Here is a 22,173-nt window from a genome sequence, read left to right on the forward strand (position 1 = left end):
CATAGGCCCGGGAAAACCGGCCCGAAGGGTGAGGCACTGGCAAACCGCACTCTGCGTTGCAAACCTCGCCGGGTATCCAACCCGTCTGCGGTTTGCGCCTTGATTGCGGCTTGCCAGTGCCTCACGCGGGGGTGAATTTAGTGTTAACACGCCCTTATCCTACAAATGTAGCCAGCCTTGGTGCAGCCCCCAGCCAGCCAGCCCGGCAGCTGCCAACACCAGGAAAAACACGGGCCATTCGCCCCGAGTGAATAGCGCGGAGCCTTCACTTCTGCGAGTCCAGGCATACAGAAGCGCCCCAGGCAGGTACAGAAGCGCTGAAAGCAGCAGATATTTCATGCCACCCGCATACAACAGCCACAGTGCATAAAGAACTGCCAAGCTGGCAATGATGACATCGCGCTGCCGCAAGAGTCTGTCTGCCGCCCTGTAGCCTTCGCCCCGCCATGCCAACAGCAAGCCGTAAAGCGCTGCCCAGGTGTAGGGCAGCAAGATCATCGACGTGCCCAGGTTCACCAATGACAAGTAGGTCGAGCTGCTGAGCAAGGTAATCAGCAGAAAAATCTGCACGAACCCGCTGGTGAGCCACATGGCATTGACCGGTACCCCGTGGGTGTTCTCCTTGGCCAGCCAGTGCGGCGCAGCGCCATCGCGCGCGGCCATAAAGAGCGTTTCACAGGACAAAAGCAACCAGGAGAGCAAGGCGCCGGAAAGCGAAACCAGCAAACCCAGGCTGATCATGGCCGCTCCCCAGGGCCCGACCACGTGTGCCAGGACATGAGCCATGGAAGGATTTTTCAGCCCGGCCAACTCGGGTTGTGACATGACCCCAAGTGAAAGCAGGCTCACTGCCACCATCAGCGCCAGCGTGAAAAGGAAACCCAAGAGCGTTGCAGCACCCACTTGACTGCGTTTGGCTGCACGAGCCGAGTAGACGCTGGCGCCTTCCACACCTACAAACACCCAGGCGGTGACCAGCATCATGCCTCGCACCTGATTGGCCACGCCACCCAGCTGGGGTGTACTGCTGCCCCAGATATCCTGCGTGAAGACCGCCGGCTGAAACGCCAGCGCGATAAGGGTAACAAACAGTAGCAACGGCACCAGTTTGGCGACCGTCGTCAACTGGTTGATGAAAGCAGCCTCCTTGATCCCGCGCAGCACCAATGCGTGCATGCCCCACAGCAGAGCAGAAGCGCACATTACCGCTGTTGGTGTGTTGCCATCTCCGAACGCAGGCGCATAGTGACCCAAGGTGCTGAAAAGAAGCACGTAGTAGCCCACGTTGCCCAATACGGCCATGAACCAATAGCCCCAGGCCGAACTGAAGCCAAGGAAAGGCCCAAATGCTGCCCGTGCGTAGGCGTAAACCCCGGAATCCAGTCCCGGCTTGCGCAGCGTAAGGTTTACAAATACGAAGGCCAGCGCAAGCATGCCCAAGCCTGTGATAGCCCATGCCAGAACGGTGGCCCCCGCAGCGGCACTGGCTGCCGTATTTTGAGGAATTGAGAAAATTCCTCCCCCAATCATCGAACCGACGACTAGAGCGGTGAGTGGGCCAAGGCTGAGTTTTCGTGATTTGCTCGTGACTGCGTCCGTCACGCTAGCCGCCCACAATAGGTTGGAACAGAAGGACGGCGTCGCCCTTGTTCAAAACGCGGTCTCGCGCTGATCGCGCAACAAAATCGCCGTTCACAGCCGTGCTCACGGCCTTCTCTTCATGCCCAAGGGCCTTAACCAGCTGCGCCAAAGTGCTGCCTTGCGGCACCTCGTGCGCTTGTCCATCCAGCTGGATAGTGACGACGGGCACCAGCGGCGCAGTCCCGTCAAGGTGAGGATTCAGAATACTTGTCATTTTTATAACTGGGCCAGCGAGGAGCCATCCAATACCGAGGCGCTGAAGGGTTTCAAGTCCGCAATCTGCGCGCCATCGGCCAAGAGAGCCTGTTCCATCAGCGCCGGTGCCAACAACCAGCCGTGTCTAAACAAGCCATTGATGGCAAGGCGGCGCCCCGCCCATTCGATGAGCGGGTTATTGTCGGGCAAAGCGGGGCGTAAATTGACATCCAGCTTAAGAATACGCGCCTCTGCCAGCCCCGGCACCACACTATGGGCCGCCGCCATCAACTCGGTTGCGCTGCGCAAGCTGACTGGCGAGCGGTCTTCGCTTTCGATTTCGCTGGCACCCACCAATACGTCGCGGTCGGAGCGCGGAACGATGTAGACGCGGTGACGGGGGTGAAGCAGCCGAATCGGCCGCGTCAGACCGTGGCCCGGACAATCCAGCCAGATGACCTCACCGCGTACCCCGCGCACGGCTTCAGCTCCCTTCGCAGGGGTGGTTGAAGAATGACTGACCCCTTTGGCCCCAACACCGCGCACATCCACAACCACATCAAACGCAAGAGTCCGCCCATCTTGCAGGCGCAGAGTTCCGCCGCCCTCTCCCGCCTCCACAGCCAGTACGCGCTGGCCCCAATGGAAATCCGCCTGTTTCGCGTCTGCATGCAAGGCAGCCATGGCGGCCACACTGTCTATAAAGCCCTCGCCGGGCAACAACCAGGCGTGTGCCGGCCCCTGGACCGAAGGCTCAAGCGCATACAGTGCGGCTGCATCTAGCCGCTGTACGTTTTCGCTGGGGCTTGCCAATATCCATTCCGGCGTGGCTGTAGCCGTCCGCAGGCGATCGAGCACTCGTTGCGCCGAGCCCAGGTCAGGACGGTGCGCCACCAGCAGGCTGCCTTGCGCCTGCACCATTTCGGTCTTGCCGAGTGTCGCTGCGATCTGCGTCCACATCGCCAGTGAACGCCAGCCCAGCGCCGCCACTGCGGGCTCAGCGTTATCAAGCTCGGCCAGCGGGCTCAGCATGCCTGCTGCGGTGAAGCCAGCAGCCGTAGGCACGTAGGGATCGCCAGCCTGGCTACGCGGGACCGCCTCGGGCCCTTTCGAAAAATCAAATACTGAAACGCGATGCCCTGCGCGAGTCAAGTACCAGGCCAAAAGGCGGCCAAGCAAGCCTGCTCCGGCTATACCGATGTGTTTGGATTCAGACATGTAGAAATACGTGAGAGCGTGCTGGGGCGCTTTTTTGGGCCGTCAGAACAATATGCAGATTATTCACTTCCGTCGTCGTCACTAATTTTTCCGGGTGCGTGGGGCTGGCTTGGGAGAATTCCGTGACTCCAGATGCGCCACCTGCCCTCACCCCCGCCCTCTCCCAAAGGGAGAGGGAGAAAATCCACCTCAACACGCCGCGGAGCAGGCCATGCAGGTGCCACCGCGGAGCGGGCTTGGCCCGGCAGCTGATGGCGTCCCCTTGGGGGCGCCCGGCGTAGGGGAAGGCGCGTCAGCGACTCAGGGGGTGCTATGAATCGGTATGTAGAACTCCCCACCTCGCGCCTGGAACTCCGCCGATTTTTCATCCATGCCGGCTTTGAGCGCATCTTGTTCAGTCAGCCCCTTGGCCGCAGCAAATTCGCGCACTTCCTGAGTGATTTTCATAGAGCAGAACTTGGGACCGCACATGGAGCAGAAATGGGCCTCCTTGGATGAATCCTTAGGCAAGGTCTCGTCGTGGTATTCCTTGGCCGTGTCCGGGTCCAGGCTTAGATTGAACTGGTCATGCCACCTGAATTCGAAGCGCGCCTTGCTGATGGCATCGTCACGCACACGCGCTCCCGGGTGGCCCTTGGCCACGTTGGCTGCGTGCGCGGCAATCTTGTAGGCAATGATGCCCTGCTTCACATCGTCCCGGTCGGGCAGCCCCAGGTGCTCCTTGGGCGTCACGTAGCAAAGCATGGCCGTGCCCATCCAGCCGATCATCGCTGCGCCAATGGCACTGGCGATGTGGTCATAGCCAGGTGCAATATCGATCGTGAGCGGGCCCAGGGTATAGAACGGAGCCTCATGACAATGCTTGAGCTGCTCGGTCATGTTGGCCTGGATCATGTGCATGGGTACATGGCCCGGGCCTTCGATCATGGTTTGCACATCGTGTTTCCAGGCCACCTGGGTCAGTTCGCCCAGCGTGCGCAATTCGGCAAACTGCGCTTCATCATTGGCGTCAGCCCCGCTGCCCGGACGCAGGGCGTCACCCAGGCTGAAGGAAACATCGTAGGCCTTCATGATGTCGCAGATATCCTCGAAATGGGTATAGAGGAAGCTCTCCTTATGGTGCGCTATGCACCATTTGGCCATGATGGAGCCACCCCGGCTGACGATACCCGTCATGCGGTTGGCAGTCAGGTGTATGAAGGCCAGGCGCAGGCCGGCATGAATGGTGAAGTAATCCACGCCCTGCTCTGCTTGTTCAATGAGCGTGTCACGGAAGATTTCCCAAGTGAGGTCTTCGGCCACACCGCCCACTTTCTCGAGGGCCTGGTAAATAGGAACAGTACCGATGGGCACGGGCGAGTTGCGCACGATCCAGTCACGCGTGGTGTGGATGTTTTTGCCGGTAGAAAGGTCCATCACGGTATCGCCGCCCCAACGGATGGACCACACCAGCTTTTCCACTTCTTCTTCAATACTGCTGGTCACCGCGCTGTTGCCGATGTTGGCATTGATCTTGACCAGAAAATTCCGGCCAATGGCCATGGGCTCCAGCTCGGTGTGGTTGATGTTGGCCGGAATGATGGCGCGCCCGCGTGCTACTTCGTCGCGCACGAACTCGGGTGTGATGATCTGCGGAATGGCCGCTCCCAGGCTATTGCCTTTCAGGCGCGCCTGACGCGCCGCATCACCCAGGTAGTCAGCCATCCACTCGCGGCGGCCGTTTTCGCGCAGAGCAACGTACTCCATCTCGGGCGTCACGATGCCCTTCCTTGCGTAGTGCATCTGGGTGACATTGGCACCACTTCTTGCGCGGCGCGGCGGGCGCTGCAGACCGGCAGCTTCCTGACGCAGTTGTGCGATCCGGGCCGCATCGCGGTCTTCATGTTTTCCGCCGTCATCCAGTGCCACGCGCTCGCGGCCCGCGTAGGCTTCTGTATCGCCACGCTCCATCACCCAGTTTGCGCGGGCGGCTGTAGGCAATCCGCTGCGAACATCGATCACCGCGTCAGGGTCGGTATACGGACCAGAGGTGTCGTAGAGCGAGGCTACTTCGCCATTCGTCAGCTTCACATCGCGCACAGGTACGCGCATGTCCGGGCGCGAGCCCTGAATATAGGATTTGCTGGAGGCGGGAAATGGCTCACGTGAGAGGGTGAGCAGCTGCTGGAATTTTTCGGGGGCATTCATCGGAGGTCTCCTGTTAAAAAAGAGCACTCCGGTGCTCGCCCCTGCGCGGCCATATGACACGGCCGCCACCATTGGCGATGTTTGGTCTCGTCCTTACGCCGGTATTAACCGGATCAAGTTCGGCGGGTTCGGTTTTTAACCATCTCAGCCGGCCGCGAAAAACGCGGCTGGCACCCCGGAGCAAGGCGATGATAACGCGGCTTGGAGGTTTCAACAAATGTGGGCACCGGCCCGCTTCACCTCCCACGCAGGATCGGTCCCGTCATTCATCGCAGCAGGTCCGATTCGCCACAAGGGTATTTGGCAAAACCCGCACTTAAATGATAATGATTATCATTTGTGATGCTAGAACCAGCCCTATGCCGACTTCTCAAGCGCCTGAAACACCCTCCGTGAACGCCGTGCTGCTCCGCATGTGGAACAAGCTTCGGAGCAAGTACGTGGTGCCTTGCCCAGAAGATGGCGATGGTGGACTGACGCTAGAGCACGGAATTCTGCTGCGCCACTACGGCAATCTCCAGCGTCGCTGCTCGGAGCAAGTCCATGCGCAAGCAAATGAACTGGAGCGCCTGCGCGGGGAGATAGCCCACCTGCGCACTCTACTCAGCGAAAGCGACCGCGCATTGGCAACGGAGCGCGCAGAGAAAAGCAAGCTTCTAAACACGAAAAATGGCTTGGAACATCGAGGCGACGCACCCCGCGCGGGATTGGATTCGATATTCCCTACCGCCTCAACTCAAGAGCCAGGGATTGCGAGCGCCGCCTCGTACCTCGACGCCGAATGGATAGAGCACAGCCTACGCACCGCTGATCTGGTGATCTGCCAGGCCGCATGCGTGAGCCACAGCGATTTCTGGCGCGTCGAAGACCACTGCAAACGCACTGGAAAGACCTGCGTTTTGGTGGAGCAACCTGGAGCTCTTCAAATTCTGCGTATTCACCCTGGTGCCCAGACTGAAAAGCTGGCCGCTGATTCTTTTTCGGGAAAAGCCACATCATGAACCAGACCAATCTACACGGCATCCACAATGCGCCTGAAAACTCTTTGCTGCACGAATGGAAGCGACTGACCAATGAGGGGTTGGCAGCGAGCCGCTCGCACTGCGTAGCACATGCCATGGGGTGGTACTTGCGGGCGTTACAAGTAGCGCACCGCCTACTGACGAATCCGGACCCCGATGTGATGGATGAAGACAGACTCGCGGCCTATGTCATCGCGCATCTGAACATCGCCGACTGCTACTCCGCCATGAACGAGCCGTCCAACGCCGCAGAGTGCCTTAGCTGCGCACATTACAAGCTCGTGTCGCTCTTGCAGAGCCAGGAGGCTTCTCCATCCCTGCAGATTGCCGCTGGCAGACAATTGCGCCACACCTACGCCGCTTTGGAAAATCACCATACCAGGCACGGGGAGCATCAGCTGGTCGAGAAGGCGCTGGACGCGGGCCGTATGCACATGGTGTTGCCGGGAGCACGCCTCCACTAGTGGTGTCATTGCCTCATACAACCAGCCGCTGCAACTAGCCGCATCAGCTTAGCCAGGCGGCACTAGTTGCCAGTGCAGTCCGCACAGACTTGATTTCGCAGTCACGCTGAATGACCACTGGTACAACCCCACCGAAAGATGTAATATATAGATACTTTTTTATATAAAACGTTACCCGTGAAAAAACAATGTGGTGTGTTTTTGGGAATTGTGCTCGCGTGGCCCGTCGGGGCGCAGACCATCCCAACTTTGTCCTGCCAGAGCCTGACTTCGCTTCTGAACACAGGGATCGCACAGCCAATCCCCCCCGCCACAGGTGGAACGAAGTTAGGTCTCGATGAGCTAGATCCCATCTGGAGCAAGTTTCAAGAGTACACCACCACGCCCCTTCTGCCACCATCCGATGCTGAAGCCTGGACACAAGCAAGGACAGCAGGAACAATTGAATCCTCTTGGTCAACATTTGCTGACGCACAGTGGCTGAGCCCGGGGGGTCGCTCCACTACGGGTACGTACAACCAATCTTGGCCAGGCAACTGGTGGCCACGCCCTAACCCGAGTCCTATCCCTTTCATCAATCACTATCGGGTTCAGTTCAATTTGGCGCCGGAAGTCCCACCATCTGTGGTTGCACTTGATCTCGAATATATGGGGGATGACAGCGCCGTAGCGGCGTTTGTGAACGGCACGCAGCAGTTGCCATTCACGCCATCTGGATTTTCAGGCGGCATCCACGCCAACTTCAACTCGGGCTGGGTCAGTGGGACCAATACATTGGTATTTTCCACTTCGGACACAGGCTGGGCAGCAGGATTTTTGGCTCGTGCCCATCTGAGCGGGCAATCCATTTGCAGTTCTTCTCCCATCAGCATCACCAAGACTGCCAATCAAAATCACTACGAACCAGGCCAGCTTGCAACCTATACCGTCACATTGACGAGCCTGGGCCTGGCTGATGCCATAGGAGTAAGTCTTGCAGACCCCGTGCCGGGTGGTTTGAGCAACCCTGTCTGGGCGTGCTCTGCCACAGGCGCCGCAGTTTGCCCAAGCCCAGCAGGCCCCATGCCCAAAACATTTGATATGCCCGGCAACTCGAGCCTCAGCTTCACGCTGACCGGCACAGTGACCGGCCGGGCCACGTTGGACAATACTGCCACGTTAACACCAGGCGACGGTGGAGTTTGCGCAGCCACGACAGGTTGCACGGCGTCCGTGGCACCCACCTACTCCGCCGCGCCCGCTCCAAGCAACCACGCAGTGCCATCGTTGACGTCCTGGAGCCTTGCTGTCCTGGCTGCAGCCTTGGGCCTTTTGGGCTGGAAGCGCAGACGCACGGTGTAGCCAGAAGACGGCTTTTAACGGGCCGAATCCCACCAGGATTGCGGATCGAATCCCAAGCCTGGTGTGCTGGGTACAGCCATGTAGCCATCCACGATGGGCGGGGGTTCACACACGTTTTCGGCGTAAAAACGTGCAGTACCGATGCCGGCTGCGGCCATGGGTGGTGGCGTCAGCGCCGTGCAGTGAATACCCAGGTACAAACCCAGCGATGTTTCCAGGCTGGACGTCACCGTGCATTGGATTCCGTGCGGTTGGGCTGCGCGCACGATGTCCAGCAATTTGTCGGGGCCGCCGACACGTTGCGCTTTGAGGATGAAGACATCCGCAGCCTTGTGCAGGGCGGCCAGTTCCACGTCGCGCTCGGTGCGGATGCTGTCGTCCAAAGCGATAGGCACTTTGGTTTCACGTCTGAGTTGACCGTATGCCGAAAGCGGCGTGCCGCGGGGAAGCGGTTCTTCGCAGTATTCAATGACAAACTTCTCCATGGCGCGCAACTGCTCCGCTGCCCACTCAACCGGCCAACTCTCGTTCGGGTCCAGACGAATCTTGATTGTGGGTTCAGCCTCACGAATGGCCTGAATACGCTTCAGATCCAATTCGCGCTCGGATGTGCATTTGACCTTGACCGTATCTTGCCCACGTGCTGCCGCATCACGGGCGCGTTGCGCGCACATTTCAGGCTCCGCATCACCGATCAGATCATTGACCGGTACACGCGCAGGTACGCTTTTTTCATCGCCCAGCAAATACCCCGCCAGTGTCTTGCCGGCTTGCGCCGCACGCAGTGTCAGCACTGCGGTAGAGATGCCGCAACGAATGCGCGCAGGGCATTCACGAAGTGATATTTCACTCAGGAATTGCGGAGACAGCGGGTCAAGCCCCACCATCAGGGCCCTGATCTCGTCTACAAACGCCTCCGGTGGATAGTCCACATGGGGTGGTAGTGCGGCTTCTCCCCAGCCCACCAACCCATCCGACTCCAATCGCAAGATGGCCCCCATGCGATGGTGCTGAGTGCCTTTTGACCAGCGGTAAGGAGTTTGCAGCGATAGGCGATAGGGTTTGACTTCAATAGTGTTCTTGGCAGCCATGCGTATTCCTGGTTTCTTAAATTCGTTTAATGAGTGGCTGAATCGCTGGCCAAAGGCATCAGGCGTTCAGTGGGCAGTTCCAGCGTGACCGGCTCCTGAACCCGGAACTCGGTAGTGGGAGGCGCCAGCACATTGACGCGGCGGCCTCCAGCCAGCTCGACCACCAACTGCTGTTGGCGGCCGGAAAATATGGCGCTGATCAAGCGGCCGCTCCAACGATTCGGGCCGTTCACTTCACCGGATTGCGTCGCCACAATCGCTTCTGGTCGAATGGCTACGTGGGCCACGCCATCAGCGTCCTGACTCAAATGCAGCGCTCCATCGGAAGTTTCGAGTTCTTGTCCGCGGGCCCGCACCACATCGAAGACCTCAGCGGCCCCAAGGAAAGTAGCGCCAAAACGAGTGGTCGGGCGCAGGTAGAGCTCCGAGGGTGTGCCCTCTTCGACGATACGGCCTGCGTTCATCAATGCAATCCGATCAGAGAGCATGAGTGCTTCCTCCTGATCGTGTGTCACGTACAGTGCCGTCAGCCCGACAGTCTTGATGAGCTCCCTCAATTCCAGGCGCATCTGCTCTCGCAGTTTGGCGTCCAGATTAGACAAGGGTTCGTCGAGCAACATGACGCCGGAGCGGCGCACCAGCGCCCGTGCAATGGCCACGCGCTGTTGCTGGCCACCAGACAGCTGTGTGGCGCTTCGATCAGCCAATGCGCCAAGACCCACCATGCGCAATGCTTCGTTCACATTGGCTTTGATCTGATCGCGCGACATGCGCGCAATCTCCAGCGGAAAGGCCACGTTCTGCTGCACCGTCATGTGCGGCCAGATGGCATAGGACTGAAACACCATGGAGATGTCGCGCGCATGCGTGGGTGTTTGTATGCCCTTGACGCTGTCGAACACCACGTTGTCGCCGATACGGATGGAGCCCGTCGTTGGAGTTTCCAGCCCCGCCACACTGCGAAGAGTGGACGTCTTGCCGCAACCGCTGGGCCCCAGCAGGGTTACGAACTCGCCGGGTTGCAGCGCCAATGACACTCCACAGACAGACGCTTGCGCGGCGCCGGGATACGTCAACCAAAGGTCCTTGCACTCGATCATGAACGAACTTCCTCTCGGCGCGCTGCCAGGCGCTGCCAGATAACTGTGATCACTGTCATTGCCACCACCAGCCACACGCCCACGGCGGCAGCCTTGCCGGGCTCTCCACCCGACCAGTAGCTCCAAAGTTGAACGGCCACTGTGACGTTGGAGTCGCCTTGCAGCAACAGCGCGGTAGAGAGTTCGCGCATGACGTGCGCAACCACCCAAATCCAGGCACCAGCCAGGCCCGGCAGAAGCAAGGGCAGCACAATGCGCCGCAACGTTGCGCTCGTAGAGGCCCCGCAGGTTCGCGCGGCCTCCTCAAGTTCGGGGTGAACCTGAATGAGCGAAGCAGAAGCTGCCCGTGACGCAAACGAGAGGTACACCGTGACATACGCAATGACGAGGATCCAGGCGGTCCCGTAGATGGGCAGGAAAACCAGGGTCAGGTAGACATACACCAGCGCCATGCCAATCATGGTTCCCGGAATGGCCAGCGGCATGAAGGACAGCGTGTCAATCAACCCGCGCGTGCGCTGAGACAGGGAACGATTGCGCAAGACTGTCCAGGCGACGAAGAGCGCCAATGCGACCACCAAAGTGGCTGCCAACAAGGAGACCCAGGTCGACGTCCAGGCGGCGCCGCCCACGCGGGTATTGGTGAAGACGGCCTTGTGTTGCGACAGCGTCAGCTGCCCAAGCATTTCCATGCTCACGGGAGCCAGATAAGGCGTCAGGCTGGTCCAAATGAGAATGGCCAAAGGCAAAACCACCGCCAGCAGGAAGTAAGTCAGTACGAAAAAGATAGCCAAGGGCTTCAGCGCACCGAGCTTCAACTCACGAGGCCGGAACCCTTTGCCCGTGACCGTGATGAACCGGTTGGCCTGCCGAGTCAGCCGTCTATAACCCCAAGCCAGCCCCAGCAGAAGAATCAGGAAACTTACCGCGATGGCGGCAATCTGCCCATAGGCGGAAGTACCGCCTGATTGGTCTGTGGCCAGATAAACAATGCGCGAAGACACCACAAACAGGCCCACAGGCATGCCCAGAGTGCCCGGCACGTCGAACACGAGAAAGCCCACAATCAGAAGGTATGCCGCTGCAGCCAGAATGGCTGGAGACAGCAGCGGAATGAAGATGCGCCAGATCATTTGCGGCCAACGCGCTCCGCTGGTCATGGCTGCCTCTTCCAGAGCCGGGTCCATATTGCGAAAGGCACTGCACAGAATCAAGTACACGGAAGGCACCAGCGCCAGTGTTTCCACAAAGATCATGCCGCCCATGGAATAGATGTTGAACGGCGCGGATTCAAGACCGAGGGTATCGACCAGCATCCGGTTCAACACACCCGTGCGCGAGCTGGCCAGCAGCGCCCACCCCATCGCCAACAGGAACGGCGGCAACACCATGGGCAATGCAATCATCACGCGTGCACTGCCCTTCATGGGCAGGTCAGTGCGCTCTACCAGCCAAGCCAGCAGCCCACCCACAACCAGCGCGCATACGGTGCAGCCCACCGCAAAAATGGCGGTCTGCCACACCAGTTTGTAGAACGCTATATCGCCATAGACGATCTGAAATTGCTCCAGGCTAAAACCTGGATCAAAGGGCAAGCCAGTGGGCTTGAAGCTCGCCACCAGCAAAAGGCCGAGTGGCACCACCACCATGTAGGCCAGCAGCGCCAGCAAGGCCCACCCGGGCAGGCGAGCCATGGCAAAAGGTTGTTTGGCTATCCCGCCCGGTAAGTGCGCTGGCCCTTTCAGTGCAGTACTACCCTCCGCGCTCATTTTGCCGACCCAACCGCCTCAAGCATCTTGTTGTAGTACTCGTTGAGTGCGCCCAGTTCATCAGATTTCTCTGGAGGCCATTCGGAGACTTTTTTGCCAGCGATGAACTTGGCTGTCTTGGTCGCCGTCACGAGTGGGTTACCGCGCCCGGTGGCCTCTTCGTAGGCGAGTGCGCCTTCGTTGGTGGTCAACCAGGCCATCAGCAGTTTGGCGCCTTCCGGATTGCGCGCGCCTTTGCTCACGCCGGAATAGATCATGTGCATGGGCACCACATCGAGTGCCCGCATTTGAATGGGCGCTCCGGCATTCATAGGAGGCAGTGTGGAGTGGTAGAAACCGATACCCATGTCGACCTCACCCGAACCTACAGCCTGCGCCAGCGGGAAGGTGGATTTGTAGAGCATGGGCTTGAGCTTGATGAATCGTTCCAACTGCCGCTTGGCAGAATCAGGGCCCTGAGTGGCAGCCAGTTGCGCGAACGACGCCGCCCGTACCCACGAGCCCACTCGGTTGGTCCACTTGGGGTTGAGCACGTCTTCCCACGTCTTGGGCGATTCCGCTTCGGTCACCTTGCGGGTGTTCCACAGCGCCACATAGACCGATGCGGTGGTGGCCACCATCTCTGGGTTAGGCGCGTAGGATTTGGGAACGCCAAACTGAGACCAGTTCACGCCTTCCAGGTAGCCGCGGCCCTTCAGGTGGCTCATGTGGTCTGCCCCACCGGTGAGCAGATCACCCGTGTAACCCCTGGCCTGCATTTCCTGAACGCCGCGTACAGCCAACTCATTACCGCCCACCAGGCGCGTGTGGCGCACTTTCACGGACGGGTACTTACGCCCAAATGCGGCCAATACCTTGTCTATCTGCTCTGAGGGAGAGCTTTCATACCAGGTAACGGGTGGCTTGGAAGCTGCGGTCTTGGCAAGTTCAGCCAGGCTTTGAGCGTGTGCACTGGCAAAGGGCGCCAAAGCAAAAGCCAAACCGAATGCGGCGGTAGTGAGTTTTTTCATGCTGGGTCTCCTTGTATTCATATTCGAGCGCCGCGTGGATGCATGCGCTCTGGCAAACGGCACGACTTCAATGACGTACCAGATCGCTTCCCTGCCCTGCAGGGCATGCTGAAGCCGGTCAAGGGCGCCAATCTGGACCGGCTCTTGGCGGCCAGTTGGCGTCGTTCCAAACTTGATCAGCCGCAGCAGGAATTGCCGCTTGCGGGTGGTGTGGACTCCGGTGCGGCGCTGTCTTCGCCACAGCAGTTGCCAGGCAAAACGGGGGCGCTTACGCCACTGTGTTCACAGCAGCCCCCTTTCCACCACTTGGCGCCTTCGCCAGAACAGTATTTGTCGTCAGCTCCGACCATGCGCATGAACATGGGGTGGTAGTTGCGGCAAACTTCCAGCTCGGTCTTGACCCAGTGCAGCGGGTCTTTGGCGTAGTGGTCCCAGTAATTGCCCTGCATATTGATGCCGGGCACGGCTGGGTTCCAGCTTTCGTCCAGCCACAGGTCAGGGTCACCGTACTTCGCCGCGATCTTGCGAATTTTGGGGTCATCCAGTGCCAGCAAGCGGCCGTTTTCGATAACGTTCTCGTTGTCTCCCGAGCGCTCAGTGTGATAGGTTGGGAAATACAGGTGCAGGTGCCAGTGGCCCACCAGATGACCCATGCGGGCCGCTTCACGCTCAGCCATGGAGGAGATGATGGTGCCGAAGCCCATATGGATCACCCCGGAGCGAACGCGCTCATAGAGGCAGTTCACGAAGCCCGATGGGAAATCCTTGCGAGGACGATGCACGTGGGGGTTGGTGCCGATGGAAGCCTCCCACCAGTGCATGATGCCCTTGCCTGGGAAGGTCGGGTATTGCAAGTCCTTGGTGCGCTCCATGACGTCGCGCAACTTGTCACCGAACTCACCGCCGGCAATGATCTTGGTGATGCGGGAGTTTTCCACTTCCAGCTTCGTCCAATCGCAGGCAGCAATATGGTTGGTGGTGCCTGCTATCACGCCGCAGCCATCTTCCTTGAACGGATGGAACATCCACGGCCGGCCTGTAATGTGTCCTGGCAGATAGGTCTTGCCAAAGTGCTCATTGCCGCGCCAGGTGGCTTGGGTGAGTTCTGGGTTGTAGAACTCGCGCTTGGAATCCCAGTATTCGTCGTGGTTGGTGAAGGACAGGTCTGTGCCTTCGGGGTCGGTAATCCGAACGCGCTTGGCCGAACGAATGCGATCCCAGGCCCATTTGTCCATGGCGTTAATCACCTCGATGGGCATGGCATGCGCGGGTGAAGCCAGAATTTCAGGCGTGATGAAAGGCATGCGCTGGATCTTGATGAAGCGCTCAGCCAGTACAGGGCCACCGTAGCCCATGAGGATCTTGTCGTATTTCTGCTTCTTCTCTTCCTCTTCCCACATGTCCATCCACTCAGCGAGTTCTTTGGTGCGGAACAGGTAGTAATCCACTTCATCAGCGCCCACCCATTGAGGGATGGGCCCGCGATCAATCTTTTGAATCTCGTACTTGACCTTGTACTTTTCAAGAATGCGCTGGCAGGCCTGGATGGTGAGTTCGCTGTGCCAGTTGTCTACCCGAAGCAGGACACGTTCACCCTCTTTCAGGTCCCAGCAGGCATTCAGCCCGTGGTTGTAGGGGCGGCGTGCCACGTGCTCGAGATAGGGCATCAGCTGGTCTGTGCTGGTGATATCCACGAACGGCGGGCAACGCGGAGGGCGGGAACCCACCAGAGGAGGAGCGCCATGAGTAGGTAGCCCGTCAGGCTTGGCTGGTGAATTAGGGCCAGGGTTAGGAAAGGAATTCTTTTGCATGGTTGCTCCTTACAGAATCAATGAATAGTGAAAGATCGCGGCGCCAGGCGGCGCGCGGCAGAAATACGTGTCGGCAGGGTGTGGGCCAGGTGCATGAGTGCGCCGCAGCCAGCCAACATAGACAGGCACCAGACAGAAACGCGCAACCCGGAAGGCCAGGCCAGAGGCAACAGTGACACCAAGGCCGCACTGGCCATGCAGGCCAACGGCATGGTCACCGCCATCGCTGCAACGCGGAAAGCCCAAAGCTGCGGACGCCACGCCTGGCCTTGCGCCAAGCTCGAATGGCCGAACAAACAAAACATCAACATCCAGGCGTTGCTCCAAGGAAAGGCCGTGATGTGCTGCAAATCCATGGTGCTCATGGCAGCATCCCATAGTGAGCCAGACGCGCAGCGGGAGAGAAACAGAATCGCTTCGTCACGCGTTGAATCCAACGCCGCCGCGATAGCCGCCCCCGTCCACCACACCAATCGCATCACTTTGTCCCGGCTACTGGTCTCGGGCGGTCAGTCAACCTGGGCGCCAGAGCGCTTAACGGCATCTCCCCAGCGCTTCAATTCAGTACGAATGAATGCAGAAAGTGCCTCCGGTGTGCCTGGCGCAGCTTCCGCACCGCGTTCCTGCAATTGCTTGCGGAGCTCGGGGTCAGCCAGTGCTTTCTGCACCGCGGCATTCAGCCGAGCCACAATAGGCGCTGGGGTGCCGGCGGGAGCCACCACAGCATCCCATGCACCGACCTCGAAACCGGCAACGCCAGACTCGGCGATGGTGGGCAAATCAGGCAGGTTGGCCACGCGGCTGGCGGTACTGACCGCGAGCCCGCGAACGCGGTTGCCCTTGAGTTGGGGTGTCACGTTGGGCATGACTTCAATCATCATGTCGACTTGGCCGGCCAAAAGGTCATTCATGGCTGGTGCACCGCCCCTGTAAGGCACGTGCACCATGTCCAGTTGAGCAGAAGATTTCAGAATCTCTCCGGCCAGGTGAGACGTCGTGCCGTTGCCAGCCGAGGCAAACGTGTACTTGCCTGGCTCGCTGCGCACGAGCTTGAGCAGCTCAGGCATGGTTTTGGCTGGCAGTGTCCCCCGCACCACGACCACTGCCGCAATCCGGCTGAGCTGGCTGATAGGGACAAAGTCTTTTAACGGATCAAAACCTGCGTTCTTGTAGAGCGTGTGGTTGATGGCGAAAGTGCCGTTGGTTCCGTAGAGAAGCGTGTAACCGTCCGCTGGTGCACGGGTTGCCATCTGTGACCCCACATTGCCGCCGGCGCCTGCAAGATTCTCGAAAACGAAAGGCTGACCCAGCTCCTGTGCCACGCGCCCTAGCATCAGCCGGGCCAGGGTGTCCCCGCCCCCGCCCGCCGGGAACGGAACGATGACTTTGATCGGCTTGTTGGGGTACGCGTCTGTGGCCAAAGCGTTGCCGCTAAAAGCCAGCGTAGTCGAGAGAACGCTGGCGGCAGCCATGCCTAAAAGCGCCCGGCGGCTTGAAAACTGAATGCGGAAATCACGTTGCGGAATGTTGGCCACTGCTGCATCCTGAAAAATGAGTTGCCCGAGTATTGCATGCAATTTGACCTTTGTCATGCCGAAGCAGGCTAGTAATTACCATAATTGCATGCAATTGAATGCGCGTTTAGCGTTCAGCAACTGCCGTTACCATCTATCGACATGCTGCATACATTTCACTTTTCGCTCACCTGACGCCACCTTTCCATGGGTTCATTGATTGAAAGCGTCTCTGCCGAGCTTCGGCAACTGGTCCTGGCAGGCGAGCTTGCCCCGGACGAACGGGTGGTAGAGCTCGATCTGGCCGCACGCCTGAACGTTTCGCGTACGCCGCTGCGGCTGGCTTTCGCGGAGCTTGAGCGTGAAGGCTTGTTCGAACGCCTGCCCAAACGCGGGTTTCGCGTGCGCCGCGTCACCCTGGATGAAGTCGCTCAGGCGATTGACGTGCGCGGTGCGCTGGAAGGGTTGGCCGCCCGTACGGCGGCCGAGATGGGCATTTCTGCGGCCGTGCGACAGGAGTTCCGTACCTGTGTCACTGAGGGCCGCCGCTTGGTCGATGCTGCTGCGGCGGGGAACCCTTTGAATTCTGAAGAGTGGATTGCGATGAACATCCGCTTTCACCGGACCTTGATCGTGGCAGCGAACAATCCGGTATTGGCCGCCACGCTGGCTCATGTAGCCAAGACACCTCTTGCGGCGCCGGGTGCAGTGGCACTGGGCGGCATGCAACCTGAGCTTGAGTTCTCCTTTCTCAGCCGGGCTCAGTCAGACCACGAAGACATTGTGGACTCCATAGAAGCTCGGGAAGGCGTTCGCGCCGAGTCCCTGTTGCGCGAACACGCACGTCGTAGCCGCGACAACAAGAGGAGGCTCATTCAGGCCGGGGTGGAATTTCCAAACGGGGGTGCAGCCGTGGTGGCGGCTGAGCGCGCCAAGGCGTCAGCACCGGAGAAGGCGTTTAGTGCTACGCGGTGGGAAGGCGGGATGGGGTAGTTTCTATGTCCTGCTCTTCCCTGTCTGGGGCGACCGGCTAGGGCAAGGTTGTAGGGGGGGGCCGACCCACCTGGGCAAGCGCCGGTTGAGTTGTCCGCGGCGTTTATTAGTTGCCTCTGCGCTTGCTTTGAGGTCGGAGGCCGGGGAGTGCGCCCGGCGGCGCACCTACTCTTTTTGCTCCGCCAAAAACAGTAGGCCCAAAAAGGCGGCCCCAAGTCCGTGTCCCTTCGCTGCGCTACGGGCAAGCTCCGGTGCTCGGTCCAGGGGCGGTGCGGCAGAACTCGCTACTTTCGCTTCGCTCAATACGCTCAAACAGCTGCCGCAAGCTAGTTCACGAAGCAAGAGCATCTTGCAGTGCTCTTGCCCGCCCCTGGACCTGCGCTCCTCGGCACGGCCAAAGGGGTGGGATACCCACTCGGGCCATTGCTTCGCTCGGCCTGGAAACTGTGAGTCGGAAGCGGATCGAGCGCGGCCTTATCCAGCAACCTTCTTTCTCCTCACGCCGCCTTCAGAACTTCCAAGCCACCCATGTACGGTTGCAATGCCTTGGGTATCGTGATGGAGCCATCAGCGTTCTGGCCGTTCTCCAGCAAGGCCACCAATGCTCGGCCCACAGCGAGACCTGAGCCATTGAGCGTGTGCAACAGCTCGTTCTTGCCTTGGGCGTTCTTGAAGCGCGCTTGCATGCGCCTTGCCTGGAATGCCTCGCAGTTGCTGACGGAGGAGATTTCCCTGTAGGTGTTCTGCGCCGGCACCCACACTTCCAGATCGTATGTCTTGGCTGAACCGAAGCCCATGTCGCCCGAACAGAGGAGCACCACGCGGTAAGGCAGTTCCAGTTTTTGCAGCACGGCTTCAGCATGGCCGACCATCTGCTCCAGCGCTTCGTAGCTTTTTTCCGGGTGCGTGATCTGCACCATCTCGACCTTGTCGAACTGGTGTTGACGGATCATGCCCCGGGTGTCACGGCCAGCGCTTCCAGCTTCCGAACGGAAGCATGGCGTGTGGGCCGTCAGGCGGATGGGAAGATCGGCCTCTGCAACGATCTCGCCTCGAATGGTGTTGGTCAGTGTGACCTCTGATGTGGGGATGAGGTAGAGAGATTCGCCCTCGCCTTCCTGGCCGCCTTTTTTGGCTGCGAACAGATCGGCCTCAAATTTTGGCAAGTTGCCAGTTCCACGCAAAGAGTCAGCGTTGACGATGTAAGGCGTATAGCACTCGATATAGCCGTGGTCGTTCGTCTGGATGTCGAGCATGAACTGGGCCAGTGCACGGTGCAACCTGGCAATCGGACCGCGCATGAACGTAAAGCGCGCACCGGCCAGCTTCACGCCGGTTTCAAAATCCAGGCCCAGGGGTTCGCCCAGGGACACGTGATCCCTGACCTCAAAGTCGAACGTACGAGGCGACAGTCCATGGGGAGCCCAGCGGCGAACTTCCACGTTTCCGGATTCATCTTCACCGACCGGCACGCTTTCATGCGGCAGGTTGGGAACGGCTAGCAACAGCGCCTGCATTTCGGTTTGCAACACGTCCAGACGCGCCGCGGAGGCATCAAGCTCGTCTTTGATGGCAGCTACCTGTGCCATGACGTCGTCTGCGCTTTCGCCCTTGGATTTGCGCTGGCCAATCAGCTTGCTGGCGGAATTGCGTTGCGCCTGCAGCTCCTCTGTGCGGGTCTGCAAGGTCTTGCGCTCGGACTCGAGTGCGGTATAGGCCGCGACGTCCAGGTAGGGCTGCGGATTTTTGCGAACAGTCAGGCGTTCTACAACGCCATTCAGGTCTTTACGGAGAAGGAGCGAATCAAGCATGTGCCAATTGTAGGGGCCACGCGTGACTGACCTCGTGCAGGTCGGTGTAGAAAATGAGACTTAACGCAAATGAGAAAGGGTGACTTCGGCCGCGTCTCCCAGCCTGAGCCCTTTAGGCAGCGGAAACTTCACGGTCTCTTCCATGCCATCGAGGGTACGCACGGAAACGGCGCCAAGCTCGCGCAGCCGTTCAATGACTTGCCGCACCAGAATGTCTGGCGCGGAAGCACCTGCTGTCAGACCGATCCGCGCCTTGCCCACCAGCCACTCTGGCTTGAGCTCTTCCGCACTGTCAATCATGTAGCTTTCAGTGCCCAACTTGCGCGCCACCTCGCGCAAACGGTTGGAATTGCTGCTGGTGGGGCTGCCCACCACAATGACCAGGTCGACCTGCGGGCTCAGAAACTTGACGGCGTCTTGCCGATTCTGAGTGGCATAGCAAATGTCTTGCTGCTTAGGTTCCCGCACATGAGGGAACCGTGCCTTCACCGCTGCAGATATTTCGGCTGCATCGTCCACGCTCAAGGTGGTCTGCGTAACGACCGCCAGTTTTTCAGTCTGGTCCGGCTGGATCCGGCTGACATCCGCCACGTCTTCGACCAGATGGATGCCGCCGTCCAACTGCCCCATGGTGCCTTCCACTTCCGGGTGGCCCTTGTGGCCGATCATGATGAATTCGTAGCCCTCTTTACGAAGCTTGGCCACTTCCACGTGCACCTTGCTGACCAGCGGGCAAGTGGCGTCAAACACATTGAATCCACGTGCCTCGGCTTCTCTTTCCACAGACTTTGGCACGCCATGGGCGCTGAAGACCAACGTCGCGCCCGGGGGCACATCAGCCAGATCTTCAATGAAAATCGCGCCTTTGGCTTTGAGGTCATTGACCACATAGGTGTTGTGAACGATTTCGTGGCGCACGTAAATGGGCCGGCCAAACTTGGCAATAGCGCGTTCCACGATTTCGATGGCGCGATCCACCCCGGCGCAAAAGCCCCGGGGAGCCGCCAGCAGGATCTCGGCTTCAGCCATCAGAGCACTCCGATCACATGCACTTCGAAGGTCACGGCCTGACCGGCCAGTGGATGGTTGAAATCCAGTTGCAGTGCGCCGTCTTCCCGCACCGCACGCACAACCGCAGCAAACTGGCCTTGGCCGTCGGGTGTAGGCAACTGCACCACTTCTCCCACCGCGTATTTCTCCAAAGGGTCGCCCATGTCATTGAGCTCTTTGCGCGCAAGCCATTGCACCATGTCTGGATTGCGCTCTCCAAAGGCCTCACCGGCGGGAATTTCGAGCGTAGTGCGCACCCCCTCTTCCATTCCAATCAGGCGCTCCTCCACCGCAGGCGACAACTCTCCCGTGCCCAAAGAAAGGGTGGCTGGCTTGCCTTCGAACGTGTTGATCACGTCCCCCTGGGGGCCGGCCAGGCGGTAATGCAAGGTAAGAAAAGAGCCTGGTTCTATCGTGGCGGTCATGCAATATTCCATAAACTACAGCGCCTATTTTATGAAATGCGCCCGTCAGGTGTGTTCGCGGGCTTTTCCGGGCTTTTGAAAGCCATCTGGAAAAGCCTGCGAGCAGGCTCCACGGGCCAGAAATGTGTTTTGAAAGATCTCCCACTAGACGCTCGCCCCCGCGAGAAACTTCTTGCACGCGGGGCCTCGGCCCTGAGCGATGTCGAACTGCTGGCCTTGCTGCTGCGCACCGGCATGGCCGGAAAAAACGTGCTGCATCTGGCGCAGGAGTTGCTGGACACCTTTGGTGGCATAGCTGGCCTGCTCCAGACGGGTGCCGATGACCTGAAGCGAATCAAGGGCCTGGGAGGCCCAGCCAAACGGGCTGAGCTTTTGGCCGTACTCGAATTGGCCCGGCGAGCGCTGTCGCAGCAGTTGAGTGAACGCTCAGCGTTTGAATCTCCCGGCGCGGTCAAAGACTATCTGAAATTGCACCTCGCCAATCGGCCGCACGAAGTCTTTGCCGTCATTTTTCTGAACTGCCAGAATCGCTTGATCGCCCTTGAAGAAATGTTTCGGGGCACGCTCACCCAAACCAGCGTCTACCCCCGGGAAGTCGTTCTGCGCGCCCTGCATCACAACGCAGCCGCAGTAGTTCTGGCACACAACCACCCCAGCGGGAGCGTTCAGCCTAGCCGCGCCGATGAAGCCCTGACCAAAACCCTGAAGTCTGCATTGGCCTTGGTGGATGTGCGCGTGCTGGACCACGTGATCGTGGCGCCGGGACAGGCTCTTTCAATGGCAGAAGAAGGCTTTGTAACCTAGCAATTACAGCAACATGGTCCGGCTTTTTCGCTTCCATCAGGCCGATGTGTAAAACTAGCTCCATGAAGAGCAATTCGCTGCAAGATCTCAAGAAGCTGCGTCAGGAGCTGGCGGAGCGCCAAGCCAAGGCCGCCGCGCAAGAGGCCGCCCGGCTGCAAGCGCAGAACAAGGCCCGGCAGGATCAGGACCTGTTTGCGCGTGCCATAGGAGCCACGCAGCCCCTGCGCCAGAGCGCACGGGTACACCACCGCCCAGAACCGGCCCCACCCTTGCCGATTCAACGCCAGCGTGACGAGCAAGCCGTGCTGCGCGAAGCCCTGTCAGATGAATTTGACGCATCAACGCTGCTGCAAGTCGATGCGCACCTGAGCTATTTGCGCCCGGGATTGGGCCCCGACGTGACCTCGCGCCTTCGGCGCGGCCACTGGGCCGTGCAACGCGAGGTCGACCTGCATGGCCTGCGTGTAGAAGAGGCGCGTGAGACTCTGTCCGCATTCCTGCGCGAATCACATCGGGCCGGCATCCGATGCGTGCGGGTGGTGCACGGCAAAGGCCTGGGTTCACCTGGGAAGACCCCGGTACTCAAGGGCAAAGTACACGGCTGGTTGGTGCAAAAAAACGAGGTACTGGCCTTCGTGCAAGCCAAGCCCCTGGAAGGTGGCGCTGGTGCGCTCGTAGTCCTTTTACAGGCAGGTCGTGGGACCTGACGTCTCAGCTCTGCATGCCC

The 22,173-nt window shown here is 59.4% G+C and carries 20 protein-coding genes and 1 riboswitch; of the genes, 6 read left to right on the plus strand and 14 right to left on the minus strand.

The genetic code is table 11. The features are described 5' to 3' along the window. Positions 1 to 159: 159 nt before the first annotated feature. The 4 genes from arcD to thiC all read right to left on the minus strand — a co-directional run bounded on the left by arcD (position 160) and on the right by thiC (position 5,241). Positions 160 to 1,617 carry an arginine-ornithine antiporter gene (gene arcD, locus ABIE13_RS07465; RefSeq protein ID WP_354442506.1) on the minus strand — a complete coding sequence of 486 codons (1,458 nt, stop codon included), beginning with the start codon at positions 1,615 to 1,617 and terminating at the stop codon, positions 160 to 162. Further along, entirely contained in the window at positions 1,604 to 1,855 is a 252-nt protein-coding gene (thiS, locus tag ABIE13_RS07470) for a sulfur carrier protein ThiS (RefSeq protein ID WP_354442507.1), read from the minus strand. Before thiS ends, arcD begins: the two co-directional genes overlap by 14 nt. A gap of 2 nt (positions 1,856 to 1,857) precedes the next feature. Next, on the minus strand, positions 1,858 to 3,054 hold the full coding sequence (locus ABIE13_RS07475) for an FAD-dependent oxidoreductase (protein ID WP_354442508.1): 1,197 nt from the start codon (positions 3,052 to 3,054) through the stop codon (positions 1,858 to 1,860). A 300-nt stretch (positions 3,055 to 3,354) separates the two neighbouring features. Beyond that, positions 3,355 to 5,241, minus strand: a complete 1,887-nt coding sequence (gene thiC / locus ABIE13_RS07480) for a phosphomethylpyrimidine synthase ThiC (RefSeq protein ID WP_354442509.1) — start codon at positions 5,239 to 5,241, stop codon at positions 3,355 to 3,357. A gap of 72 nt (positions 5,242 to 5,313) precedes the next feature. Beyond that, positions 5,314 to 5,429, minus strand: a riboswitch (TPP riboswitch). 171 nt (positions 5,430 to 5,600) lie between these two features. Here thiC and ABIE13_RS07485 point away from each other — a divergent pair. The 3 genes from ABIE13_RS07485 (at position 5,601) to ABIE13_RS07495 (ending at position 8,068) form a co-directional block, all read left to right on the plus strand. After that, complete coding sequence (locus ABIE13_RS07485) at positions 5,601 to 6,242, plus strand: DUF2325 domain-containing protein (RefSeq protein ID WP_354442510.1); 642 nt, start codon at positions 5,601 to 5,603, stop codon at positions 6,240 to 6,242. Further along, positions 6,239 to 6,727, plus strand: a complete 489-nt coding sequence (locus ABIE13_RS07490; protein WP_354442511.1) for a hypothetical protein — start codon at positions 6,239 to 6,241, stop codon at positions 6,725 to 6,727. The genes ABIE13_RS07485 and ABIE13_RS07490 overlap by 4 nt, the downstream gene beginning before the upstream one ends. 624 nt (positions 6,728 to 7,351) lie before the next feature. Further along, positions 7,352 to 8,068 carry a hypothetical protein gene (locus ABIE13_RS07495; RefSeq protein WP_354442512.1) on the plus strand — a complete coding sequence of 239 codons (717 nt, stop codon included), beginning with the start codon at positions 7,352 to 7,354 and terminating at the stop codon, positions 8,066 to 8,068. A gap of 14 nt (positions 8,069 to 8,082) precedes the next feature. Here ABIE13_RS07495 and ABIE13_RS07500 read toward each other — a convergent pair whose 3' ends face one another. From ABIE13_RS07500 to ABIE13_RS07530, 7 genes are all read right to left on the minus strand, one after another. Beyond that, positions 8,083 to 9,159 carry a mandelate racemase/muconate lactonizing enzyme family protein gene (locus ABIE13_RS07500; RefSeq protein WP_354442513.1) on the minus strand — a complete coding sequence of 359 codons (1,077 nt, stop codon included), beginning with the start codon at positions 9,157 to 9,159 and terminating at the stop codon, positions 8,083 to 8,085. Positions 9,160 to 9,185: 26 nt separating this feature from the next. Next, entirely contained in the window at positions 9,186 to 10,259 is a 1,074-nt protein-coding gene (locus tag ABIE13_RS07505) for an ABC transporter ATP-binding protein (RefSeq protein ID WP_354442514.1), read from the minus strand. Continuing rightward, on the minus strand, positions 10,256 to 11,953 hold the full coding sequence (locus ABIE13_RS07510; protein ID WP_354442515.1) for an ABC transporter permease: 1,698 nt from the start codon (positions 11,951 to 11,953) through the stop codon (positions 10,256 to 10,258). The genes ABIE13_RS07505 and ABIE13_RS07510 overlap by 4 nt, the downstream gene beginning before the upstream one ends. Positions 11,954 to 12,024: 71 nt before the next feature. Continuing rightward, positions 12,025 to 13,038: an ABC transporter substrate-binding protein gene (locus ABIE13_RS07515; RefSeq protein WP_354442516.1), complete on the minus strand. Its 1,014-nt coding sequence runs from the start codon at positions 13,036 to 13,038 to the stop codon at positions 12,025 to 12,027. A 176-nt stretch (positions 13,039 to 13,214) separates the two neighbouring features. Next, positions 13,215 to 14,849, minus strand: coding sequence for a hypothetical protein (locus ABIE13_RS07520; protein WP_354442517.1), 1,635 nt, complete (start codon positions 14,847 to 14,849; stop codon positions 13,215 to 13,217). A gap of 17 nt (positions 14,850 to 14,866) precedes the next feature. Continuing rightward, positions 14,867 to 15,214 carry a hypothetical protein gene (locus ABIE13_RS07525; protein ID WP_354442518.1) on the minus strand — a complete coding sequence of 116 codons (348 nt, stop codon included), beginning with the start codon at positions 15,212 to 15,214 and terminating at the stop codon, positions 14,867 to 14,869. A gap of 144 nt (positions 15,215 to 15,358) precedes the next feature. Continuing rightward, positions 15,359 to 16,441: a Bug family tripartite tricarboxylate transporter substrate binding protein gene (locus tag ABIE13_RS07530; protein ID WP_354442519.1), complete on the minus strand. Its 1,083-nt coding sequence runs from the start codon at positions 16,439 to 16,441 to the stop codon at positions 15,359 to 15,361. A 129-nt stretch (positions 16,442 to 16,570) separates the two neighbouring features. On the opposite strand from ABIE13_RS07530, the gene ABIE13_RS07535 reads away from it, so the two are divergent. Next, positions 16,571 to 17,356 (plus strand): GntR family transcriptional regulator, encoded by a 786-nt coding sequence (locus tag ABIE13_RS07535; protein WP_354442520.1) that lies wholly within the window; start codon positions 16,571 to 16,573, stop codon positions 17,354 to 17,356. Between the two features lie 497 nt (positions 17,357 to 17,853). On the opposite strand, the gene serS is transcribed toward ABIE13_RS07535, so the two are convergent. Genes serS through ABIE13_RS07550 form a run of 3 tightly spaced genes read right to left on the minus strand, consistent with a single transcriptional unit; the run spans position 17,854 to position 20,642 of the window. Next, positions 17,854 to 19,167 carry a serine--tRNA ligase gene (gene serS, locus ABIE13_RS07540; RefSeq protein ID WP_354442521.1) on the minus strand — a complete coding sequence of 438 codons (1,314 nt, stop codon included), beginning with the start codon at positions 19,165 to 19,167 and terminating at the stop codon, positions 17,854 to 17,856. Between the two features lie 60 nt (positions 19,168 to 19,227). Then, positions 19,228 to 20,196: a 4-hydroxy-3-methylbut-2-enyl diphosphate reductase gene (gene ispH / locus ABIE13_RS07545; RefSeq protein WP_354442522.1), complete on the minus strand. Its 969-nt coding sequence runs from the start codon at positions 20,194 to 20,196 to the stop codon at positions 19,228 to 19,230. Then, positions 20,196 to 20,642 carry an FKBP-type peptidyl-prolyl cis-trans isomerase gene (locus ABIE13_RS07550; RefSeq protein WP_354442523.1) on the minus strand — a complete coding sequence of 149 codons (447 nt, stop codon included), beginning with the start codon at positions 20,640 to 20,642 and terminating at the stop codon, positions 20,196 to 20,198. Before ABIE13_RS07550 ends, ispH begins: the two co-directional genes overlap by 1 nt. A 96-nt stretch (positions 20,643 to 20,738) precedes the next feature. On the opposite strand from ABIE13_RS07550, the gene radC reads away from it, so the two are divergent. Together radC and ABIE13_RS07560 are read left to right on the plus strand one after the other, a co-directional pair. Beyond that, positions 20,739 to 21,446, plus strand: a complete 708-nt coding sequence (gene radC, locus ABIE13_RS07555) for a RadC family protein (protein ID WP_436278392.1) — start codon at positions 20,739 to 20,741, stop codon at positions 21,444 to 21,446. Positions 21,447 to 21,508: 62 nt separating this feature from the next. Further along, on the plus strand, positions 21,509 to 22,153 hold the full coding sequence (locus ABIE13_RS07560; RefSeq protein WP_354442525.1) for a Smr/MutS family protein: 645 nt from the start codon (positions 21,509 to 21,511) through the stop codon (positions 22,151 to 22,153). Positions 22,154 to 22,173 lie beyond the last annotated feature (20 nt).

Source organism: Ottowia thiooxydans (assembly GCF_040548795.1).
Classification (GTDB): Bacteria; Pseudomonadota; Gammaproteobacteria; order Burkholderiales; family Burkholderiaceae_C; genus Ottowia; species Ottowia thiooxydans_A.